Below are 22,999 nucleotides of genomic sequence, written 5' to 3' on the forward strand. Positions count from 1 at the left end.
CTTTATCTCTGTACCGGAGGAAAAAATGTCGGATACTGTTATTATTTCGCTGGCACCCGTTGCCGCGGATTGCCCCAGAGTTATACCCGAAGAACTGGCGCAGGAAATACTCGCCAGCGTAGAACATGGCGCGTCCATCGTACATTTACACGTTCGCGATAAACAGGGACGTCTGACGCCAGATACTACCGACTTTCAGGCAACCATTGACCGCGTTATGCGCCATTCAAACCTGATTATTCAGGCTTCTACCGGCGGCGTCTCTTCTATGTCCATCGCCGAGCGCTGCGCACCACTGGCCTGCCCCGGCGTGGAGATGGCCTCGCTGAACGTCGGTTCCGTCAACCTCGGTGATGCGGTGTATTTTAATCCCGGCCCTGACGTGGAATATTGTTCCCGGCAAATAACCGAACGCAATATTATTCCAGAGTTTGAAGTTTTTGAAATCGGCATGATTAATAATATCCTGAACCTTGAAGATAAAATAAAATTTCGAAAACCCATGCTCTTTAATATCGTGCTCGGTCACCGCGGCAGTACGCCTGCAACCGTTGACGCATTAATTGCTCTGCGTAGCATGATCCCACGCGACGCCTTATGGGGAATTACTCATTTTGGCAGAAAGAATTTCGATATTATCGCTGCTGCGGTCGCTATGGGTGCCAGTGAAGTGCGAATCGGTTTTGAAGATAGTTATTATTTAAGCGCCGAAGAAAAAGCGCAGCATAATTATCAGCAGGTCGCCAAACTCGCTTCGCTCATTCGCAGCATGGATAAAAAAGTCGCTACGCCGGAAATTGCGCGGCGCATGTTATCTATTCCACCCCGGCAGCAATAACAACAGCAAGGACATTTCAACATGACTATGACCACTGTTATTCACAAAACCGGACTCGGCGTCAGCGTTGCGGGCGCGGCGCTGGCGATTATCGGCGCACTCATCCAGTCCGCGGCGCTATGGCAACCTGGGCTGGTGATGTTCACCGCCGGATTCGCCGCCGGCGCGGGCTACTGGCCTGGTTTACGCAGCTATCAGTTTACGCTGTGGATCATCGCCGGTTTTGTTGCCGCCATGACCTGGTCTACGGATCTGATTGTCTGGGGCGGTTTCAATATCACCCATAAATGGATCGTGTTCCTCGTGATTCAGGCCACCATGTTCAGCATGGGCACAAAGCTGACGATCCAGGATTTTATTGATGTCGCCAAAATGCCGTGGGCCGTTTTTATCGGTACTTTCTGCCATTTTGTGATCATGCCCCTGCTCGGTCTGAGCATTACCCTGATCTTTGATTTTCCGCCTGAAGTGGCGGTGGGCATTTTGTTGATTGGCGCTTGCCCCAGTGGCCTCTCGTCGACGGTGATGGTTTACATCGCCAACGCTAACCTCGCGCTGGCTGTGTCAATCGCCGCAGTCTCAACGCTGGCAGCAACGGTAATGACGCCACTGTGGGTTAATCTGCTGGCCGGTTCGATGATCGATATCCAGCTCACCGCGATGGTGATGGACGTGGTGAAAATCGTATTAATTCCCATTGGCGCAGCAATTCTGCATGACTATCTGAAAACCTATGCCGACGTGCGCGGCCGCCGTGTCGTCCAGATGCTGGCCGGGATCGGCGCGCTTTGGCTGCTGTATATGATTGCCGGCGGCTGGGACGCGCTGTTTGGTCACGCCAGCGCCGAAGCACAGATGTACGCGGTGGTCCTCAACTTCGTAGCAGGCGGTCTCGTGTGGGCATTGTTCTACAACTGGCTGTATGGCCGCGTGGCGGGCGTGAAGAAGGTCATGCCAACCATCTCAATGATGGGGATCATTTTCTTTACCACCACCGCCGCAGCAGCCGGGCGCGACAACCTGGTGCAGGTCGGTTTCCTGCTCTGTTTCGCCATGCTGATGCATAATCTCGGCGGCTTCCTGATTGGTTATCTGATGAGCCGCTGGATCTTCCGCATGGACGTGCAGTCTGCCCGTACCGTGGCCTTTGAAGTTGGCCTGCAAAACGGCGGTATGGCATCCGGGCTCGCCGCGGCGATGGGCAAACTGGCAACGGTTGGCCTCGCATCAGCGGTGATGACACCTCTGGGTAACGTTAGCGGCTCGCTGCTCGCCAACTACTGGCGCAAAAAAGACGCCAGACAGGCGCAGACTGCCGCAGCCAAAGATCCCGTTCAACCCGCTTGCGAAAATCTGTCGAAAGGATAATCACGATGACAACTCTCACTCTGGAACACGCCCAGCGCGCCGTAACCTGTGCGCTCGAACTCGCCGAAACACGTTACGCAAATCGCCCGTTAAGCGTGGCCGTATGCGATGCAAATGGAGAACTGCTTAGCTTTGCGCGGATGGATAACGCCAAACTGTTAACCATCGAGTTAACCCAGCGTAAAGCGCGCACCAGTAGCCGCCTGGGCTGTACCACGCAGGCATTTTTACAGCGTCTGCAAAAAGAGCAACTGGACATTAGCTATTTTGCCGACCCGCGTTTTACGGCGCTGCCGGGCGGGATCCCAATTCTGCACCAGGGAAAATGCCTTGGAGCCGTCGCGGTAGGCGGTTTATCCGCGCAGGAAGATCATGATGCGGCGCTGACCGTCGCGGAAACGTTACTTAAGGAGATTGCCCAATGAAAAAGGTCGCCATGCTGCATACCAGTGCAGCCACGCTTGCGATGATGCAACAGCTGATCGCCGACATTATGCCGGACGTTGAAGTGATGCACCTGGTTGAAGAATCTATGATTAAACAGGTGATGAAAGCCGGAGGCGTATCGCCAAATATTGCCGCCCGCATCGCCGACTATGTGCATATTGCCGAAAAGGCGGACTGCGATATCTTTATTACCGCCTGTTCCTCAATTGGTACTGCGGTAGAGCAATGCCAGTTTATGACCCCGCTCCAGCTCGCGCGCATTGACTGCGCGATGGTGGAAGAGGCGATTGAAAAAGGCGAACGGATCGCCGTGTTAGCAACCGTGGCAACCACGCTGAAGCCAACGCTGGATTACGTCCAGCGCAAAGTTCAACAAAGCGGTAAATCGCGAACCATTACGCCTGTATTAATGGAGGAGGCATTCCACGCGCTGCTGGCGGGAGATATGGATACCCATGACCGTATCGTCAGTGAAGGGTTACAGAGCGCCTTTACTCAAGCGGATGTCGTGATGCTGGCGCAGGCTTCGATGGCGCGCGTTTTACAACAGCTCCCTTCCCCACCGGTGCCGGTAATGACCTCACCGGAAAGCGGTATTCGCTGGTTAAAAACGCTGGCTGAAAGCTAAATTCCCGGCAAAAAAAAGGCCATCATCAGATGGCCAACCATGTCGAAACGGGACCAGCCCTTGACCACGCAGACAGTCAGGGCTGTTTTTTTATTTCTTACTTAATAACGCTTTTCAGTGCTTCGCCGATATCGGCCAGGCTACGAACTGTTTTCACGCCTGCGGCTTCCAGCGCAGCGAATTTCTCATCCGCTGTACCTTTACCACCCGCGATGATCGCACCCGCGTGACCCATACGCTTACCTTTCGGCGCAGTCACACCCGCGATGTAACCCACAACAGGCTTGGTCACATGATCTTTGATGTAAGCAGCCGCTTCTTCTTCCGCGCTACCGCCGATCTCACCGATCATGACGATCGCTTCAGTCTGCGGATCTTCCTGGAACAGCTTCAGGATGTCGATGAAGTTAGAGCCAGGGATCGGGTCGCCGCCGATGCCCACACAGGTAGACTGGCCGAAACCGTAGTCGGTGGTCTGCTTAACTGCTTCATAGGTCAGGGTGCCAGAACGGGAAACGATACCCACTTTACCCGGCTTGTGAATGTGGCCCGGCATGATACCGATTTTACATTCACCCGGAGTGATAACGCCTGGGCAGTTCGGGCCGATCATACGTACGCCAGCTTCATCCAGCTTCACTTTCACGGTCAGCATATCCAGCGTTGGGATACCTTCGGTGATGGTGATGATAAGCTTGATGCCTGCATCGATAGCTTCCAGGATGGAGTCTTTGCAGAACGGCGCCGGAACGTAGATAACGGTGGCGGTTGCGCCGGTCGCTTCTACCGCTTCACGTACGGTGTTGAACACTGGCAGACCCAGATGCGTGGTGCCGCCTTTACCCGGCGTAACGCCACCGACCATTTGCGTACCGTAAGCGATCGCTTGTTCAGAGTGGAATGTCCCCTGGCTACCGGTGAAGCCCTGGCAGATAACCTTGGTATCTTTATTAATTAAAACTGACATTATTTCCCCTCCACTGCGGCAACAACCTGCTGAGCTGCATCCGTCAGACTTTTCGCTGCAATAATATTCAGGCCGCTATCAGCCAGTTTTTTCGCGCCGAGTTCAGCGTTGTTACCTTCCAGACGTACCACGACCGGAACGTTTACACCTACTTCTGCTACCGCGCCGATGATACCGTCAGCGATCAGGTCGCAACGTACGATACCGCCGAAGATGTTAACCAGTACGGCTTTAACATTGTCATCAGAGAGGATAATTTTGAACGCTTCGGTTACACGCTCTTTGGTCGCACCGCCGCCAACGTCGAGGAAGTTAGCCGGTTCGCCGCCGTGCAGCTTAACGATGTCCATGGTGCCCATTGCCAGGCCCGCACCGTTAACCATACAACCGATGTTACCGTCCAGTGCGACGTAGTTCAGTTCCCACTGTGCAGCCTGCGCTTCACGCGGATCTTCCTGAGACTGGTCGCGCATTTCGCGCAGGTCAGCCTGGCGGAACAGCGCGTTGCCGTCAGCGCCCAGTTTGCCGTCGAGGCAGATCAGGTCACCCTGCTTGGTCACCACCAGCGGGTTGATTTCGATCAGCGCCAGATCGCGCTCCAGGAAGATAGTCGCCAGACCCATGAAGATCTTGGTGAACTGCTGAACCTGTTTGCCTTCCAGACCCAGTTTGAACGCCAGCTCACGACCCTGGTAAGGCATTGGGCCTGCCAGCGGATCGAGCGCCACTTTGTGGATCAGGTGCGGGGTTTCTTCCGCTACTTTTTCGATTTCCACGCCGCCTTCGGTAGACGCCATGAAGACCACGCGACGGGAGCTACGGTCAACAACTGCGCCGAGGTAAAGTTCTTTACCAATGTCGGTCGCGGCTTCAACCAGAATCTGATTTACCGGTTGGCCATGAGCGTCTGTCTGGTAAGTAACCAGACGTTTACCCAGCCAGTGTTCAGCAAAAGCGCGAATGTCTTCTTTGCTGTTTACCACCTTCACACCGCCCGCTTTACCACGGCCACCAGCGTGAACCTGACATTTCACTACCCACGGGCCAGCGCCGATTTTAGATGCAGCTTCTTCGGCTTCACGCGGAGTAGTACAGGCATAACCCACCGGTGCCGGTAAGCCATAGCGGGCAAAAAGTTGTTTTGCCTGATATTCATGTAAGTTCATGTGTTCTGTCCATCCTTCAGGTAATCGTTATCTTTTACCCGTAGGCCTGATAAGCGTCCAGACCTACGGGGCAGGTGATACTCTTATTAACTACACGTCCAGCAGCAGACGCGTTGGATCTTCCAGCAACTCTTTAATGGTTACCAGGAAGCCCACTGACTCACGACCATCGATCAGACGGTGGTCATAAGACAGCGCCAGATACATCATCGGCAGGATTTCAACCTTGCCGTCTACTGCCATCGGACGATCTTTGATGGCATGCATACCCAGGATGGCGCTCTGCGGTGGGTTGATGATCGGCGTGGACATCAGGGAACCGAACACACCACCGTTAGTGATGGTGAAGTTACCACCCGTCAGATCTTCGACCGTCAACTTGCCGTCGCGACCTTTAACTGCCAGTTCTTTAATATTCTTCTCGATATCAGCCATACCCAGCAGATCCACATCACGCAGGACCGGCGTGACCAGGCCACGCGGCGTGGAGACCGCCATGCTGACATCAAAGTAGTTGTGGTAAACCACGTCATCACCATCAATGGACGCGTTCACTTCCGGATAGCGTTTCAGCGCTTCAACAACCGCTTTCACATAGAAAGACATAAAGCCCAGACGGATACCGTGGCGTTTCTCGAACGCATCACCGTATTGCTTACGCAGGTCCATGATTGGCTTCATGTTGACTTCGTTGAACGTGGTCAGCATGGCGGTGGAATTTTTCGCTTCCAGCAGACGCTCGGCTACGCGTTTGCGCAGACGGGTCATCGGAACACGTTTTTCGCCACGCGCGCCCAGTTGAGCCTGTGGTGCAGGTGCTGCTGCCGGCGCTTTTGCTTCGGCTTTCGCAGCCGGAGCTTTCGCCAGATGTTTTTCAACATCTTCACGGGTGATACGACCGCCGACACCGGTGCCGTTGATAGCGCTGGCTTCGAGGTTATGCTCACCCAGCAGGCGACGGATCGCCGGGCTCAGGGCATCGTTGTTCTGCTCAGCAAGAGACGCCTGCTGGCGCTGTGCCGGAGTAGAATCTTTCTCTTCAGACTTAGCACTGGTTTCTTTACCGGTGCTGTTGCCTTCACGCAGGCGACCGAGGATCTGGCGAGAAGTGACGGTTGTCCCTTCATCTTCCAGAACCGCATCAAGAATACCGTCCGCTGATGCCGGTACTTCCAGTACCACTTTGTCAGTTTCGATTTCTACCAGTACTTCATCACGACGTACTGCATCGCCCGGTTTTTTGTGCCAGGTTGCAACCGTTGCATCCGCTACGGATTCAGGCAGGTCGGGAACAAGAATATCTACGCTACTCATTATTTATCCTTTATTTAATCGACGTTCAGCGCGTCATTTACCAGATCTTGTTGCTGCTTCTGGTGAACGGACATATACCCTACTGCCGGAGAGGCAGAGGCCGGGCGACCTGCATAACGCAGAGCTGACCCAAATGGAATTACTTCACGGAAATGATGCTGGCTGCAGTACCATGCGCCCTGGTTGAGCGGCTCTTCCTGGCACCAGACAAAATCATGTACATGAGCAAACGGTTTCAGCGCTTCCTGCACCGCTTTATGCGGGAACGGATAGAGCTGTTCGATGCGCACAATGGCAACATCTTTTTGGTCGTTCTTGCGGCGTTGCTCCAGCAGGTCGTAATAAACCTTACCAGAACACATCACGACACGCTTCACGCCTTTAGGATCAAGTTCATCGACTTCACCAATGGCTGGCAGGAAGGTGCCGTTTGCCAGTTCGTCCAGCGTAGACACCGCCAGCGGATGACGCAGCAGCGACTTAGGTGACATCACCACCAGCGGACGACGCATACCGCGCAGCGCCTGACGACGCAGCATGTGGTAAACCTGCGCCGGGGTGGACGGGACGCAAACCTGCATGTTTTGCTCAGCGCAAAGTTGCAGATAACGTTCCAGACGCGCGGAGGAGTGCTCCGGACCCTGACCTTCGTAACCGTGCGGCAGCAGCATAACCAGACCGCACATACGGCCCCATTTCTGCTCACCGGAAGAGATGAACTGGTCGATAACCACCTGTGCACCGTTGGCGAAGTCGCCGAATTGCGCTTCCCAGATGGTCAGCGTGCGCGGTTCTGCTGTGGCATAACCGTACTCAAACGCCAGCACAGCTTCTTCAGACAGCACGGAGTCCCATACGCGGAACGTCCCCTGGCCGTTATGCACATGCTGCAGCGGCGTGTAGGTTGAACCGTTCGCCTGGTTATGAATTACCGCGTGACGGTGGAAGAAGGTGCCGCGACCGGAGTCTTCACCCGACAGACGGACCGGAATGCCTTCGTCAACCAGCGTGGCGTAAGCCAGATTCTCTGCACCACCCCAGTCAAACAGCTTCTCGCCTGCGGCCATGGCCTGACGGTCGCCGTAAATCTTGGCAACGCGCGACTGCATTTCAACCGCTTCAGGTACGGTGCTGATGCGTTTTGCCAGCTCCTGCAGACGCTTCATCTCAACTTTGTTCGGGTAGTTTTCATCCCACTCGTGGTTGAGGTACGGCGACCAGGTGAAGGAGTGCATGTTCATTGGACGCCACTCTTTCACTACGCATTCGCCAGCATCCAGCGCGTCACGGTACAGATTGACCATTTCGGTCGCATCTTCCAGCGTGGCAACTTTGTCCGCTTCCAGCTTATCAGCGTAGATTTTGCGCGGGGTCGGATGCTTTTTGATTTTCTGATACATCAGCGGCTGGGTTGCGCTCGGCTCGTCGGCTTCGTTGTGGCCGTGACGGCGGTAGCACACCAGATCGATGAATACATCGCGTTTAAAAGTATTACGGAAATCCAGCGCCAGACGCGTAACAAAAGCAACCGCTTCCGGGTCATCCGCGTTCACGTGGAAAATCGGCGCCTGAACCATCTTACCGATGTCGGTGCAGTACGGTGTAGAACGCGCATCCAGCGGGTTAGAGGTGGTGAAGCCTACCTGGTTGTTGATAACGATGCGAACGGTACCGCCCACTTCGTAACCACGCGCTTTCGACATGTTCAGGGTTTCCTGAACCACGCCCTGCCCGGTAACTGCCGCGTCACCATGAATGGTGATTGGCAGGACTTTATTGCTGCTCGGCTCGTCCAGACGATCCAGACGTGCACGTACGGAACCGATAACCACCGGGCTAACGATTTCCAGGTGCGACGGGTTAAACGCCAGCGCCAGGTGTACCAGACCGCCTTCGGTTTCGATATCAGACGAGAAGCCCATGTGGTACTTCACGTCACCGGTGCCGAGGTGTTCTTTATGTTTGCCCGCAAATTCGTCGAACAGTTCCTGCGGGCGTTTGCCCAGTACGTTAACCAGAACGTTCAGACGACCACGGTGCGCCATGCCCAGCACCACTTCACGGGTACCGCTGTTACCGGCGTGGCGGATCATCTCTTTGAGCATTGGGATTAACGCATCACCGCCTTCCAGCGAGAAGCGTTTTGCGCCCGGGAACTTAGCGCCCAGGTAGCGTTCCAGACCTTCCGCTGCGGTCAGTTCGCTGAGGAAGCGTTTCTTCTCTTCACTACTGAACGCGGCACGTCCAGACTCGATACGCTGTTGAAGCCAGCGTTTTTCTTCGGTGCTGGTGATGTGCATATACTCGGCGCCAATTGGGCCGCAGTAGGTTTGTTTCAGCGCAACAACCAGGTCGCTCAGCTTCATGGTGTCTTTGCCGCCGGCAAAAGAACCTACGTTAAAGCTTTCCTGGAAATCCGCATCGGTCAGATCGTGGAAAGACGGGTCCAGATCGGCCACATTTTCTTGTTGCCACAGTCCCAGCGGATCGAGATTCGCATGCTGATGACCGCGGAAACGATAGGCGTTAATGAGCTGCAGGACTTTAACCTGCTTCACATTGGCATCAGGGTCGGAAATAGAAGAAGAGTAACGTGGGGTAATCAACGCCTGTCGACGGAAATAATCACGTGTTTTTGAGTGGAGTTGATCCGGTTTGACTCCGGTACCAGGTAACTGCTGGAACGTCGAACGCCAGTTAGCATCTACCGAGTCAGGGTCGGTTAAGAAGTCTTCATAGAGCTGTTCTATCCAGCTCTGGTTAGAACCAGAGAGGTAAGAAGAGTCCAACCAGGCTTTCAAAGCGCTGTTCTGCATCGTGATCCCTTAAGCATCTTTTCTGCTTATTTAATACTCTAAATAGATCACGTTTCAGGAAGGCGGCAAGCTTGCGAATCCCCGGGAGCTTACATCCAGTAAGTGACCGGGGTGAGCAAGTGCAGCCAACGCACATGCAACGTGATCTATGACGAGTATTTCGCCGTGGATACTACCACGCACACCGATGTGCGTGCCGGGGTTCACTTGTTGCGGACTGTCGTGTTTTCTGCGTCCGCTAAGGAACCTTTAAAAACTGTCTAATAATCGTCGCTGTTCAGGCTGCGACTGCGTTGCAACCTTCACTCACTCCGGTCACATAGTTAACTATGCTCCCGAAGATTCGTTCCGTGCGCGCCTTGTCTCGCACTGAACATCTCGATTATTGCTATCAATGTGGCAGTTTTTAGAGGTTTCCTGCACTACCGGGGAATCACTTCCCCGGCAACAACAACTTACGCACTACGTTTGAGCAGCATCGACTTAATATGGCCGATGGCGCGCGTCGGGTTCAACCCTTTCGGACATACGCTGACGCAGTTCATGATGCTATGGCAGCGGAATACGCTGAAAGCGTCACTTAAACCTTCCAGGCGGCTGTCGGTTTCGGTATCGCGGCTATCGATTAAGAAGCGATACGCTGCCAGCAGGCCTGCCGGGCCAATAAACTTGTCCGGGTTCCACCAGAATGATGGACAGGACGTTGAGCAGCATGCACACAAAATACATTCATACAGCCCATCGAGCTTCTCACGCTGCTCTGGCATTTGTAAATGCTCACGAGCCGGCGGATTTTTCCCATTATTCAACAAGTAAGGCTTAATCTTCTCATACTGTGCGTAGAATTGCCCCATGTCTACCACCAAATCGCGCACAACCGGTAAGCCCGGCAGCGGGCGAATGACAATTTTCTTGCCCGGCTGATTCAGCGCAGAAATAGGTGTGATACAGGCCAGTCCATTTTTGCCGTTCATGTTCAGACCGTCGGAGCCACAAACCCCTTCACGGCAGGAGCGACGAAACGACAGCGACGGATCTTTTTCTTTCAGCTGCATCAATGCATCCAGCAGCATCATGTCGCGCCCTTCTTCCGCCTCCAGGGTGTAATCCTGCATGCGCGGAGCATCGTCAACATCCGGGTTATAGCGATAAACTGAAAACTCGAGTTTCATTGTCCTGTCTCCGCATTAATAAGTACGAATCTTCGGCGGGAATGCCGGGCGCAGCTTCGGTTCCATATTGACTTGACGTCGCGTCATGGATTCCGACTCTGGCAGGTACAGGGAATGGCACAGCCAGTTTTCATCATCACGTTCCGGGAAGTCGAAGCGGCTATGCGCGCCACGGCTTTCGGTACGGAAGTTTGCAGATACTGCAGTGGCGTACGCGGTCTCCATCAGGTTATCCAACTCCAGACACTCAACGCGCTGGGTGTTGAACTCGCTGGAAGTATCGTCCAGACGGGCATTTTTCAGGCGTTCGCGAATCGCTTTCAGCTCTTCCAGACCTTTCGCCATCGCATCGCCTTCGCGGAATACCGAGAAGTTATGCTGCATACATTCTTGCAGCGCTTTGCGAATCGCCACCGGGTCTTCACCGTTACGGTTACCGTTCCAGCGGTTCAGACGCGCCAGAGAAGCGTCGATTTCATCTTCGGTCGCATCCAGCAGGTCACCCTGCTCAGCAATAGATTCCTGCAGGTGCAGACCAACCGCACGACCAAATACGACCAGGTCCAGCAGCGAGTTGCCGCCCAGACGGTTGGCGCCGTGAACCGATACGCAGGCGATTTCGCCGACGGCAAACAGCCCAGGGATCACCACATCTTCGCCCTGCTCATTCACGGTCAGCGCCTGGCCAGTAACTTTGGTCGGAATACCGCCCATCATATAGTGACAGGTAGGGATAACCGGAATCGGCTCTTTAACCGGGTCAACGTGAGCGAAGGTACGGGACAGTTCGAGAATGCCCGGCAGACGGGATTCCAGTACTTCTTTACCCAGGTGGTCGAGTTTCAGTTTGGCGTGCGGACCCCACGGGCCGTCGCAGCCGCGACCTTCGCGAATTTCGATCATGATGGAGCGCGCCACCACGTCACGACCCGCCAGGTCTTTCGCATTCGGGGCATAACGCTCCATGAAGCGCTCGCCATGTTTGTTCAGCAGGTAGCCACCTTCACCACGGCAGCCTTCTGTTACCAGAACGCCTGCACCGGCGATACCGGTTGGGTGGAACTGCCACATCTCCATATCCTGCACCGGCACGCCAGCGCGGATAGCCATACCAACACCGTCACCGGTATTGATGTGGGCATTGGTGGTGGACTGATAAATACGGCCAGCACCGCCGGTCGCCAGCACGGTCGCGCGGGCTTTGAAGTAAACCACTTCACCGGTTTCGATACACAGCGCGGTACAACCGACAACGGCGCCATCGGCGTTTTTCACCAGGTCCAGCGCATACCACTCGGAGAAGATGGTGGTATGGTTTTTCAGGTTCTGCTGATACAGCGTGTGCAACAGCGCATGACCGGTACGGTCTGCCGCTGCCGCGGTACGTGCCGCCTGCTCGCCGCCGAAGTTCTTCGACTGGCCGCCAAACGGACGTTGATAAATTGTGCCATTGTCGAGGCGAGAGAACGGCAGCCCCATGTGGTCCAGCTCCAGAATCGCTTCCGGACCGGTTTTACACATATATTCAATAGCGTCCTGGTCACCAATGTAGTCCGACCCTTTAACGGTGTCGTACATGTGCCATTCCCAGTTATCTTCATGGGTATTACCGAGCGCAACGGTGATGCCACCCTGCGCGGATACGGTATGGGAACGGGTTGGGAACACTTTGGAGAGCAGCGCACAGGTCTGACCGCTCTGGGAAATTTGCAGCGCCGCGCGCATACCTGCGCCGCCGGCACCAATCACAACAGCATCAAATTCTCTGACTGGCAGTTTCATTACACACCCCACACCACAACAAATCCATAAATGACGTAAACCACCAGCGCAACGACGATAGCCAGTTGCAGAATCAGGCGCACAGCCAGAGGTTTAACGTAGTCGGTCAACACCTGCCACATGCCGATCCAGGCATGAATCAAGATGGAGAAAAGTGCCAGCAGGGTGAAGACTTTGGTGAATGCCGATGAGAAGAAACCGGTCCAGACTTCATACGTCAACTCGCCGCTGGTGGCGAAGAAACCGACCATATAGATGATGTATAACGTCAGAACGATAGCGGTAGCACGGACCAGAATGAAGTCATGTACGCCATTGCGTCCTAATGCGGAGGCGTTGCTTACCATACGAGGACTCCTGCGAGAAGTGAAAGCACGACAATGATAACGAAACAAATTTTGGCGGAGCGTGTCCCTGCTTCGAGGGTTTCTTCGATATAGCCAAAATCCATCAACAGATGGCGAATGCCCATTACGGCGTGATATGCCAGCGCAATCAGGATCCCCCACAGAATTAACTCCACAAAGAAGTTATTCATAATGGATGACGCGGTGAGGAAACCTTCAGGGGAGGAAAGGCTGGTACCCAATAACCACAACAGAATCCCGACCGCCACGAAGGTGATCACTCCGGATACGCGATGGAGAATGGACGCTATCGCCGTGATTGGGAACCGGATCGTTTGCAGATCCAGATTGACAGGTCTTTGTTTTTTCACATTTCTTATCATGAATAACGCCCACATGCTGTTCTTATTATTCCCTTTGGACTTCGGGTACAGAAGATGAAGACACCTGTAGCCTGAAAGACGACGGGATTTCCTTCCTCCGGTCTGCGTGCGGGTCAGACAGCGTCCTTACTATAACTACGCGTCATATAAAACACTGCTTCCAGATGCTAAAACGACACGTTACAACGCTGGTTGGCTCGGGATTGCAGGGTATTCCGGAGACCTGGCGGCAGTATAGGACGTTCACAAAATCATTACAATTAACCTACATATAGTTTGTCGGGTTTTATCCCGAACAGTGACATAGGTCACGATAACAACATTATTTTAATTTTTAATCATCTGATTTGACAATCATTAAACAAAGTTGTTACAAACAACACCAGAAAAAGCATATAATGCGTAAAAGTTATGGGGTCACTCTTTCACCGGAGATTTAGTTATGTAACAGTGTGGAAGTATTGACCAATACCTTCAGGACAGTTATTAGTGATAGACAGGTTAAATAATTCGGATTGCTAAGTTCTTGATTTGCAGTTTATTCGCCATGAAAAGACCGTTTTACCTGCAAGCGCCCATAGCTCTGTACCCAGGTCATCCCCTCTTTCGCAGAGCGGCGAGCCAAATAACAAACTGGTAACGGTTTATTGATGCACGAAGGCAAATTTAAGTTCCGGCAGTCTTAAGCAATAAGGCGCTAAGGAGACCGTAAATGGCTGATACTAAAGCAAAACTCACTCTAAATGGTGACGCTGCTATTGAACTGGATGTGCTGAAAGGTACGCTCGGTCAAGATGTTATTGATATTCGTACCCTTGGCTCAAAAGGGATGTTTACTTTTGACCCAGGTTTCACCTCTACCGCATCCTGCGAATCCAAAATTACTTTCATCGACGGTGACGAAGGTGTTTTGCTGCATCGCGGCTTCCCGATTGACCAACTGGCGACCGAGTCCAACTATCTGGAAGTGTGTTACATCCTGCTGTACGGCGAAAAACCGACGCAGGAAGAGTACGACGAGTTCAAAACCACAGTCACTCGCCATACCATGATCCACGAGCAGATCACCCGTCTGTTCCACGGTTTCCGCCGCGACTCTCACCCGATGGCCGTTATGTGCGGTGTCACCGGAGCGCTGGCTGCGTTCTACCACGACTCGCTGGATGTAAATAACCCGCGTCACCGTGAAATCGCCGCCTTCCGCCTGCTGTCCAAAATGCCAACCATGGCAGCGATGTGCTACAAATATTCCATCGGGCAGCCGTTCGTGTATCCTCGTAACGATCTCTCCTACGCCGGTAACTTCCTGAACATGATGTTCTCTACGCCGTGCGAAAAATACGAAGTGAATCCGATCCTGGAACGCGCAATGGACCGTATCTTAATCCTGCACGCTGACCACGAACAGAACGCCTCAACCTCTACCGTACGTACCGCGGGCTCTTCTGGCGCTAACCCGTTTGCCTGCATCGCGGCCGGTATTGCTTCCCTGTGGGGACCGGCTCACGGCGGCGCAAACGAAGCTGCGCTGAAAATGCTGGAAGAAATCAGCTCTGTTAAACACATTCCGGAATTTGTTCGTCGCGCGAAAGACAAGAATGATTCCTTCCGCCTGATGGGCTTTGGTCACCGTGTTTATAAAAACTATGACCCGCGCGCTACCGTCATGCGTGAAACCTGCCATGAAGTACTGAAAGAACTGGGCACCAAAGATGATCTGCTGGAAGTGGCGATGGAACTTGAGCACATTGCGCTCAACGACCCGTACTTCATTGAGAAGAAACTTTACCCGAACGTAGACTTCTACTCCGGCATCATCCTGAAAGCGATGGGTATTCCGTCCTCCATGTTCACCGTTATCTTCGCCATGGCGCGTACCGTTGGCTGGATTGCACACTGGAACGAAATGCACACCGACGGCATGAAAATCGCCCGTCCGCGTCAGCTGTACACCGGCTACGACAAGCGCGATTTTAAGTCTGCTATTAAGCGTTAATTGTCTGCCGGACGGTGCCAATGCCTGTCCGGCTTATTGCCATTAACTATCACGGGTCGGACAAGGCATTAAAGCCAGAATCCGACCTGTTTTTATTTGATCCACATTATTTTATTCTTATCGTGCTTTCTCTATGATTTACTGAGATTTCTCACATTTTACTCAGGAGCATGGGATGCCTGTTTTGCAGTGGAGCCTGCTGTTTGTGCTATCGCTCCTTCTTTCCCTGCTCTTTCTGTTTATCCATCTTCCAGGACCCTTGCTGCTCGGGTCGATGATCGTCGGCATCATTTTCAGTATGCGCGGCATCTCTCTGCACCCTCCCCGCTGCACATTTCTTGGCGCGCAGGCAATTCTCGGCTGCATGATTGCCCAAAATCTGACCGGTTCAATCTTCACAACCCTTGCGGCCCACTGGCCGATGGTGATTGCTATCCTGCTGGTAACCCTTATCAGCAGCGCGATAATCGGCTGGCTGCTGGTTCGCTACAGTAATCTACCGGGGAATACCGGTGCGTGGGGCTCGTCACCAGGCGGCGCAGCGGCAATGGTCGCGATGGCCCAGGATTACGGTGCCGACATCCGGCTGGTGGCGTTTATGCAGTATCTGCGCGTACTGTTGGTGGTCGGCGCGGCAGCGCTGGTCACCCGGTTAGTGATGGGCGACCAGGCGCAAACGGTCAGTGAACAAATCATCTGGTTTCCACCGCTAAGCGGCAATCTTTTCAGCACTCTGATGCTGGCCGCCGTTGCCGGTACGGCTGGACGCCTACTGCGTATTCCCTCTGGCGTCATGCTATTGCCAATGCTGGTGGGTGCCTTGCTGAATGCAAGCGGAGTGATGGTGATTGAACTGCCGGAGTGGCTGCTGGCGATAGCCTACATGTCAATTGGCTGGCAAATCGGTCTTGGCTTTGATAAGCAGATCTTTTTAATGGCATTACGACCACTGCCGCAGATCCTGTTGTCCATTTTTTCACTGATGGCGATCTGCGCCGCCATGGCCTGGGGACTGGCGCATTACATGCAGATCGACTTTCTCACTGCCTATCTGGCAACCAGTCCTGGAGGAGTGGATTCTGTTGCGGTAATCGCCGCAGGAAGCCACGCAGATATGGCGCTCATCATGGCGATGCAAACCCTGCGGCTGTTCAGCATTTTGTTAACTGGCCCCGCAGTCGCAAGATTTATTTCGGTGCACGCGCCAAAACAGCCCGCTTAGTGCTGACATCCCGGACACCAGTAAAAGGGGCGCGAAGAGAGCATCGTTTTTTCGATGATTCCACCACAGCGCTCACAGGCTTCACCGTCCCGATGAAAGACCTTGAAGCGAAACAGCGCGCCGTGATGTTTATTCTCATCGACCAGGCCGCGGGTATTATAAGACAGGCGCGGAATATCAAGCAGCGCATGTGCCAGTTGATCCAGTTGCTCATCACTAAGCTGCGACGCTTTATGCTGCCCGGTCAACCCAACCTGCCAAAGGATCTCTACCCGCAGGTAGTTACCTAATCCCGCCAGAAACGCCTGGTCCAGTAGCAGACCAGAAAACTGGCGATTGCGAAAACGCGGAGATAACAGACGCGCTTTAACCTCATCGGGAGTTAAACGTAAATCCAGTACATCCGGCCCAACCCGTTGCAGGAACGGATGGGTGGCAACCTGCTCTGGCGTCAGCATTTCGATATCAGACGCGCTATAGAGCAGAATTGTCTTGTCATGTGTTTGCAGACTGACGCGCAGTACCCGCGAAGTTTGCGGGATTGTGCCGGTATCCACCACTCGCCACACACCATAGAGCTGATTGTGACTGTACAGCGTCAGGCCATTAGAAAAATGGGTCAGTAATGCTTTCCCCCGCGTTTCAAGCTGGGTAACACGTTGCCCAATCAGTTGAGATTGATACGGTTTTAACTGCTCAAAGGCAAACCAGACATCCGTCAGGGGTTTGCCTTTGACTGCCGCCTCCAGGTTATCCGCCGCGCGGCGAATCTCCGGGCCTTCAGGCATAATACTGTCCTTTGTTAATGTGTTGCGCCGCCCGTCACTGCGATATCGCTTTCCACCTGCAAGGCGGTGGCAATCGCAATCTCCAGCGCACGGCGCACCGTTTCTGTCGCCATACTTGGCGCCCCGGGATGCTGTGCAGCCTGTTGCGGCAAATAAGGGATATGAATAAAGCCGCCCTTCACCGCAGGTACGTCGCGTAGTTTATGCAGCAGGCCATACATCACGTGGTTACACACGAAAGTACCCGCAGTCTGGGAAACCGAGGCCGGAATTCCCGCGTTGCGCATGGCGACAACCATCGCTTTAATCGGCAACGTACTAAACCATGCCGCCGGGCCATCGACTACAATCGGCACATCTACCGGCTGTTGTCCCTGGTTATCCGCAATACGCGCATCGTCAACGTTAATCGCCACGCGTTCCACGGTGATATCCGTGCGACCACCCGCCTGCCCCACCGCCAGCACCAGTGATGGCGACAACGCGTCAATCGCGGCATTGAGTACGGCAAGAGACTCGCCAAATACACACGGTAGTTGGCGGGCAATAACGCGGCATCCGCCGATAATAGCATTGTCGAGGCTCGAGACCACTTCCCAGGAAGGGTTAACTGACTCGCCGCCAAAGGGTTCAAATCCCGTGATGAGTACTGTTTTCATCCTTCCTCCTTACAGGAACATCAGGAAATACATCAGGAATACGTTGACCAGTAGCAGCAGTACGCCGGTTGGCACCTGCGCTTTAATCACCGCGTTTTTGTCCGGTAGCTCCAGCAGCGCTGCTGGAACAATATTAAAGTTCGCCGCCATCGGCGTCATCAGCGTCCCGCAATAGCCGGAGAACATACCAATCGCCGCCATTACCGCTGGATTGCCGCCGTGTTGCAGTACGAGGATCGGAATACCAATCCCTGCGGTCACGATCGGGAAAGCAGCAAACGCATTACCCATGACCATGGTCAGCAATGCCATGCCGATGGTGTACACCGCCACCGCAATAAAGCGACTATCCACCGCCAGATATTCCTGCGTCAGGTATGAAATGCCGCTACCGACACCCGCCGCTGTAAACAGCAGCCCGAGCGTAGCCAGAATCTGCGGCAGAATGAACGCCCAGCCAATGGAGTCCAGCAGACGGCGCGCCTCCTGAATCGGTTGATGCACCCGCTCATGGGTCATTTTTATCGCCATCGCCAGACCAATCAACGAGCCCGCTGTCATTGAAAAGAGCGTCACCAGCGTGGCGTGATTACCCGGCCCAAACAGCGCATCCTGTAAGCCCGGAATATGGTTGAACATCAGTACGCCAATAACCGTTACCACCGGGATCGCCAGCGCTGGGAAAAACAGGCGGTTGCCCAGGCGGCTGGCGCTTTCTTCGCGCTGTTGCTGCGTGCGTTGATGGTAGCTTCCCAGCTTCACACCGCCAAAACCTGCGATCAGGGCCAGCACGACCACCGCAACGCCGACGGCAATATGCACTGCGCGTTTATCGCCAAACAGCGAGTATGTCCAGTCACCAAGCAGAAACAGTACGCCGTATATGCCCCAAAACAGGCCTGTGGTGAAACGACGCGGGTTCGCTTTGTCCTGCCAGGACATCAGCGCCACAATCAGTAATACCGCACCCGCCAGCCAGTAGAGATAGCTTTGTTGAAAATTCATTTCGCTTCCCCTTTCGCTGCGGCATTCGCTTTCGCCACCTCTCGTTGCAAATAGCTATCCAGACGCCACAAACGCGTGCCGTGGATCAGGAAAGCACAAATTGCCGTTGGGATCCCCCACAAGGCGATATGCAACGGTTCAGTCTGGATGCCACCAGACTCCAGCATAAAGTTGTGCATGAATATGATCGCGCCGAAGGCAACAAAGATATCTTCACCGAAAAACAGCCCAACGTTATCGGTCGCCGCTGACATTGCGCGCAGTCGATAGCGAACCGCGCCGGGTATCTCGCCGTGATTTTTCTCGGCGGCCCCTTCCGCCATTGGCGCCAGCAGCGGGCGCACCATCTGCGGATGCCCGCCCAGACTGGTCAGCCCTAACGCAGCGGTCGCTTCGCGAATGAACAGATAGACAATAAGCAGACGGCCACTGGTGGCGCTGCGGATTTTAGCAATCCACGCCTGAGCGCGCTCTTTGAGTCCGTGACGTTCCAGCAGGCCAATAACCGCCAGTGGGATCAGCAGGATAAACGGCAGGTTGCGGGTGTTAAGAAAACCTTCACCCAGCTTCTCGAGAATGGTGGCGATCGGCATATGCGCCGCCAGTCCCGTGACGATCCCGGCAATAATTACCACCAATACCGGATTAAAACGTAAAAGAAATCCGACCACAATGACGGCGATGCCCGTCAATGGCCAGAGAGAAATAGCCTCTCCCATAATTAAAACCCTTATGTTGTTGTGTAATATCTTATTGTTTTATATTAAAAAATTATGCGCTAATTTGAATATTGCATGCATTAAAGGCGCTACGCAAGCGACGGGCAAAAGCGAGTGCGTGCTCGCCATCCCCATGAATGCATACCGTCTGGGCGGTCACGCTTGCCCATGTTCCACTTTGGCTTTTTACTCTGCCGGATTGCACCATTTCTAACGTTTGCGCCAGCGCCTGCTCTTCATCCTCAATCAGTGCGCCCGGCTGACTGCGAGGTACCAGACTGCCATCGGCCTGATAACCGCGATCGGCAAAAACCTCCTGACGTGTTATCAAGCCATAGTGTTCTCCGGCGCGAATCAGTTCGCTACCCGCCAGCCCGACCAGAACCAGCGACGGATCGCAGGCATGAACCGCTTTAGCAATCGCATCGGCCAATTGAGGATCTTTCGCCGCCTGGTTATAGAGCATGCCATGCGGTTTGACATGACGCATCACGCCGCCTTCTGCCCGCGTGATGGCAGCCAGCGCGCCAATTTGATATAGCGTCTGTGCATACACCGTTTGCGCAGGCAGTGCCATGGCGCTACGGCCAAAATTTTCCCGATCAGGAAAGCTCGGATGCGCGCCTATCGCCACGCCATTTTTTAGCGCTTCGCGCACGCTTGAGAGCATGGTCTGCGCATCACCGGCATGAAACCCACAGGCAATATTGGCTGAAGACACGAGTTGCAGCAGCGCTGCATCGTTCGCACATCCCTCACCGAGGTCCGCGTTGAGATCAATTTTCATTGTTAAGTCGCCATGTTAACTGTTCCAGGTAACGCTGCTGGTCGTACCGCGCCTTCAGCGCTTCCTCCAGCGAACACTGCACAAAATGAATCGGTTGACCGAGCGGGATCTGCGCCAGATGATACATATCTGCCTCGATGATACAGGCGATGCGCGGATAGCCACCCGTCGTCTGAGCATCGTTCATCAGCACGATTGGCTGGCCATTATGCGGAACCTGCACCACGCCGGGGAGCAAACCATGCGACAGCAACTCGCGATCGGTCGTGCGCGTCAGCGGCTGCCCCTGAAGACGATACCCCATACGGTTGCTTTGTGGGCTAAGTTGCCACGGCGAGCGCCAGAAAGAGGCCTGCGATACCTCATCAAACTCCTGATATTCAGGGCCAGGCAGTGCGCGGATGAGATTACCCCACATCAGTTGTTTTACACCTTGTGGCCCGTTGAATTGCCGGGCAGATACGCCAATCGCCAGTCGATCGCCATCACGCAGCAGACGCCCTTCAAACCCACCAATGCCCACTTTCAGATCGGTACTGCGCGAGCCCATCACTTCGGGAACATCAATACCGCCCGCTACCGCCAGATAACTGCGCATGCCATGAAGCGGACGTTTTAGCGTCAGGCGCTGCCCGGCTTTTACCGGTAGCCGCCACCCACTCCATACGGGAGTACGATCCAGATGTGCTTCGCATCCGGCACCGGTCAGGGCAAACCAGCCATCGGCTTCAAACTCCACCACCAGTTGCCCCAGCGTGATTTCCAGCGCGGCAGCATTCGCATCATTACCCACCAGCAGGTTGGCGACGTTCAGCGCCGGTTTATCCAGCGCGCCACAGTGACTGATTCCGGATTGACGAAAACTATGGCGTCCCCCGTCCTGTACTGAGGTGTACATGCCAGCGCGGATGATGTTTAACATATCCCCTCCTTCTGCGGGACAAAACGCACGGTATCGCCAGCCCGTAACAGAATCGGCTCCTCCCGTTTTGGATCAAATAACGAAACGGAGGTACGCCCAATCAATTGCCATCCACCGGGTGTGGAAAGCGGGTAGATCCCCGTTTGAGATCCACCGATACCGACAGAACCTGCAGGAACAAGCAAGCGCGGTTCCGCACGTCTGGGGGTATGCAGCTGTTCAGGTAAGCTCCCGAGATAGGGAAATCCCGGCTGAAAACCGATAAACCACACCACATAGTCAACTGACGCATGAAGTTCGACGACCTGCTTGTCGCTTAATCCACTGTGTCGGGCGACCTCTGCCAGATCGGGGCCAAACTCACCACCATAGGTCACAGGTATTTCAATGAAGCGTGAATCCGGCTCCAGTGCTTCGCTCTCTTCCCACCAGCGCTGCAGGCGTTCAATAGCATCCAGCGCCAGCGTTTGCGGGTCGCGCAGGGTAACCGTGATATTGTTCATTCCCGGAATAGCTTCAAGCACATTCGGGGCGTCAACTAAACGCTGAGCCAGACGCCAGATGCGTTTCTGAGTCGCCAGCGTGATGGGAGGCTCCAGTTCGAGAACCACCGCCGTTTCACCTAACAGATAACAACGCGCTCGCTGCACTTTCATCCCTCTTTATTACGCTGGATTAGGAATATCGATAAAGGTTACGTCCAGATCGGTATTTTCATTCAGCCATTCGCTTAATGCGCGAATGCCGCCGCGTTCGGTCGCATGGTGACCGGCAGCATAGAAATGCAGCCCCTGCTCGCGGGCTGAGTGAATGGTTTGCTCAGAGACTTCACCGGTAATAAAGGCGTCGACACCAAATCGGGCTGCGCTATCAATAAAACTTTGACCGCCCCCGGTACACCAGGCTACGCGCTGAACGTTTTCCGGCCCGGTATCACCGCACCATAACGGTTTACGACCTAAACGTGCTTCAATCCACGACGCCAACTCCAGTCCCGGAACCGGCATGGAGAGTTCTCCCCATGGCACCAGCGGTTCAATTTCCCCCATCACGGTGATTCCCAACAGCGCGGCCAACTGCGCGTTATTCCCCAGTTCCGGGTGCGCATCCAGCGGCAAGTGCCAGCCATACAGGTTGATATCATTTTCTAACAGCGTTTTCAGACGATTGCGCTTCATGCCGCGAATAACCGGAGATTCGCCTTTCCAGAAATAACCGTGGTGAACGATAACCGCATCCGCTTGCTGGCGTACCGCCTCGTCCAGCAATGCCTGGCTTGCAGTCACGCCGGTCACGATTTTATGCACCGTCTCTTTGCCCTCAACCTGCAAACCATTCGGCGCATAATCGCTAATGGCGGCGCTGTTTAGTTTGTCGTTGATCAGTTGTTCCAGTTCGGTGTTTTTCATCATCGTCCTCGTAGTCATCATTTCTGCCTGCCCAATCAGCAACACAGCTTAGGTTAAAATAGCGTCCCCGCCTGCGTTCGTCGATAGCCATTTCACTGACACATCAAGAAACAATCACTCCCGCTTTGAACGTAATTTGCTTACCACCACCCGATCTAATTCATGTATATTTATGCAATCAGACAGCATATTGCAAAAATAATCAGATCTGTATCAAAGTTACAACTTTAAGGAAACACACTCGCGCAGCACGTTCAGCCAGTC

22 protein-coding genes and 1 pseudogene are annotated in these 22,999 nt (G+C 54.0%); 7 read left to right on the plus strand and 16 right to left on the minus strand.

Going from position 1 to position 22,999, the window contains the following annotated elements; translation table 11 throughout:
• Positions 1-25 precede the first annotated feature (25 nt).
• From OGY83_RS09370 to OGY83_RS09385, 4 genes are read left to right on the plus strand one after another with little or no spacing between them, the layout of a single operon-like run.
• A complete protein-coding gene (locus tag OGY83_RS09370) occupies positions 26-838 on the plus strand; it encodes a beta-keto acid cleavage family enzyme (protein ID WP_286635748.1) in 813 nt (270 codons plus the stop codon).
• 21 nt (positions 839-859) lie between these two features.
• Positions 860-2,206, plus strand: a complete 1,347-nt coding sequence (locus tag OGY83_RS09375; RefSeq protein ID WP_286635749.1) for a bile acid:sodium symporter family protein — start codon at positions 860-862, stop codon at positions 2,204-2,206.
• Positions 2,207-2,211: 5 nt separating this feature from the next.
• Positions 2,212-2,631, plus strand: coding sequence for a GlcG/HbpS family heme-binding protein (locus tag OGY83_RS09380; protein WP_286635750.1), 420 nt, complete (start codon positions 2,212-2,214; stop codon positions 2,629-2,631).
• Positions 2,628-3,281, plus strand: a complete 654-nt coding sequence (locus OGY83_RS09385) for an aspartate/glutamate racemase family protein (RefSeq protein WP_079936904.1) — start codon at positions 2,628-2,630, stop codon at positions 3,279-3,281. The genes OGY83_RS09380 and OGY83_RS09385 overlap by 4 nt, the downstream gene beginning before the upstream one ends.
• A gap of 97 nt (positions 3,282-3,378) precedes the next feature.
• Here the strand turns inward: OGY83_RS09385 and sucD are convergent, their stop codons facing one another.
• From sucD to sdhC, 8 genes are all read right to left on the minus strand, one after another.
• Entirely contained in the window at positions 3,379-4,248 is an 870-nt protein-coding gene (gene sucD / locus OGY83_RS09390) for a succinate--CoA ligase subunit alpha (protein ID WP_079936905.1), read from the minus strand.
• Positions 4,248-5,414: an ADP-forming succinate--CoA ligase subunit beta gene (sucC, locus tag OGY83_RS09395; protein ID WP_003022927.1), complete on the minus strand. Its 1,167-nt coding sequence runs from the start codon at positions 5,412-5,414 to the stop codon at positions 4,248-4,250. Before sucC ends, sucD begins: the two co-directional genes overlap by 1 nt.
• Positions 5,415-5,504: 90 nt before the next feature.
• Positions 5,505-6,728, minus strand: coding sequence for a 2-oxoglutarate dehydrogenase complex dihydrolipoyllysine-residue succinyltransferase (gene odhB / locus OGY83_RS09400; RefSeq protein WP_003022925.1), 1,224 nt, complete (start codon positions 6,726-6,728; stop codon positions 5,505-5,507).
• A 14-nt stretch (positions 6,729-6,742) separates the two neighbouring features.
• Positions 6,743-9,544: a 2-oxoglutarate dehydrogenase E1 component gene (sucA, locus tag OGY83_RS09405; protein ID WP_003831411.1), complete on the minus strand. Its 2,802-nt coding sequence runs from the start codon at positions 9,542-9,544 to the stop codon at positions 6,743-6,745.
• A gap of 455 nt (positions 9,545-9,999) precedes the next feature.
• On the minus strand, positions 10,000-10,716 hold the full coding sequence (sdhB, locus tag OGY83_RS09410) for a succinate dehydrogenase iron-sulfur subunit SdhB (RefSeq protein ID WP_003022921.1): 717 nt from the start codon (positions 10,714-10,716) through the stop codon (positions 10,000-10,002).
• Between the two features lie 15 nt (positions 10,717-10,731).
• Positions 10,732-12,498, minus strand: a complete 1,767-nt coding sequence (gene sdhA, locus OGY83_RS09415) for a succinate dehydrogenase flavoprotein subunit (protein ID WP_003831409.1) — start codon at positions 12,496-12,498, stop codon at positions 10,732-10,734.
• The gene (gene sdhD / locus OGY83_RS09420) at positions 12,498-12,845 is read right to left on the minus strand and encodes a succinate dehydrogenase membrane anchor subunit (RefSeq protein WP_003831408.1); all 348 of its coding nucleotides are present in this window, start codon (positions 12,843-12,845) and stop codon (positions 12,498-12,500) included. Before sdhD ends, sdhA begins: the two co-directional genes overlap by 1 nt.
• On the minus strand, positions 12,839-13,243 hold the full coding sequence (gene sdhC, locus OGY83_RS09425) for a succinate dehydrogenase cytochrome b556 subunit (RefSeq protein ID WP_003831406.1): 405 nt from the start codon (positions 13,241-13,243) through the stop codon (positions 12,839-12,841). Before sdhC ends, sdhD begins: the two co-directional genes overlap by 7 nt.
• Before the next feature lie 383 nt (positions 13,244-13,626).
• Here sdhC and OGY83_RS09430 point away from each other — a divergent pair.
• From OGY83_RS09430 to OGY83_RS09440, 3 genes and pseudogenes are all read left to right on the plus strand, one after another.
• Positions 13,627-13,737 (plus strand): annotated as a pseudogene (locus tag OGY83_RS09430) (hypothetical protein).
• 203 nt (positions 13,738-13,940) lie between these two features.
• Complete coding sequence (locus OGY83_RS09435) at positions 13,941-15,224, plus strand: citrate synthase (protein WP_191213111.1); 1,284 nt, start codon at positions 13,941-13,943, stop codon at positions 15,222-15,224.
• 175 nt (positions 15,225-15,399) lie between these two features.
• The gene (locus OGY83_RS09440; protein WP_079936907.1) at positions 15,400-16,446 is read left to right on the plus strand and encodes an AbrB family transcriptional regulator; all 1,047 of its coding nucleotides are present in this window, start codon (positions 15,400-15,402) and stop codon (positions 16,444-16,446) included.
• Here the strand turns inward: OGY83_RS09440 and nei are convergent.
• Genes nei through ybgI form a run of 8 tightly spaced genes read right to left on the minus strand, consistent with a single transcriptional unit; the run spans position 16,443 to position 22,735 of the window.
• Positions 16,443-17,234 carry an endonuclease VIII gene (nei, locus tag OGY83_RS09445; protein ID WP_191213112.1) on the minus strand — a complete coding sequence of 264 codons (792 nt, stop codon included), beginning with the start codon at positions 17,232-17,234 and terminating at the stop codon, positions 16,443-16,445. The two genes, OGY83_RS09440 and nei, sit on opposite strands and share 4 nt — an antisense overlap.
• A 14-nt stretch (positions 17,235-17,248) precedes the next feature.
• The gene (pcp, locus tag OGY83_RS09450; RefSeq protein ID WP_003831398.1) at positions 17,249-17,893 is read right to left on the minus strand and encodes a pyroglutamyl-peptidase I; all 645 of its coding nucleotides are present in this window, start codon (positions 17,891-17,893) and stop codon (positions 17,249-17,251) included.
• Between the two features lie 9 nt (positions 17,894-17,902).
• Positions 17,903-18,898 carry a DUF979 domain-containing protein gene (locus tag OGY83_RS09455; protein WP_008784131.1) on the minus strand — a complete coding sequence of 332 codons (996 nt, stop codon included), beginning with the start codon at positions 18,896-18,898 and terminating at the stop codon, positions 17,903-17,905.
• Entirely contained in the window at positions 18,895-19,617 is a 723-nt protein-coding gene (locus OGY83_RS09460; RefSeq protein WP_063940693.1) for a DUF969 domain-containing protein, read from the minus strand. Before OGY83_RS09460 ends, OGY83_RS09455 begins: the two co-directional genes overlap by 4 nt.
• A gap of 52 nt (positions 19,618-19,669) precedes the next feature.
• Positions 19,670-20,404: a 5-oxoprolinase subunit PxpA gene (gene pxpA, locus OGY83_RS09465; RefSeq protein ID WP_136391637.1), complete on the minus strand. Its 735-nt coding sequence runs from the start codon at positions 20,402-20,404 to the stop codon at positions 19,670-19,672.
• Positions 20,394-21,326, minus strand: coding sequence for a 5-oxoprolinase subunit PxpC (pxpC, locus tag OGY83_RS09470; RefSeq protein ID WP_286635751.1), 933 nt, complete (start codon positions 21,324-21,326; stop codon positions 20,394-20,396). The genes pxpA and pxpC overlap by 11 nt, the downstream gene beginning before the upstream one ends.
• Positions 21,320-21,976 carry a 5-oxoprolinase subunit PxpB gene (gene pxpB / locus OGY83_RS09475; protein WP_123268521.1) on the minus strand — a complete coding sequence of 219 codons (657 nt, stop codon included), beginning with the start codon at positions 21,974-21,976 and terminating at the stop codon, positions 21,320-21,322. The genes pxpC and pxpB overlap by 7 nt, the downstream gene beginning before the upstream one ends.
• A 15-nt stretch (positions 21,977-21,991) precedes the next feature.
• Positions 21,992-22,735: a radiation resistance protein YbgI gene (gene ybgI, locus OGY83_RS09480; protein ID WP_079937015.1), complete on the minus strand. Its 744-nt coding sequence runs from the start codon at positions 22,733-22,735 to the stop codon at positions 21,992-21,994.
• Positions 22,736-22,999 lie beyond the last annotated feature (264 nt).

This window comes from Citrobacter sp. Cpo090 (assembly GCF_030332665.1).
GTDB classification, from domain to species: domain Bacteria; phylum Pseudomonadota; class Gammaproteobacteria; order Enterobacterales; family Enterobacteriaceae; genus Citrobacter; species Citrobacter portucalensis.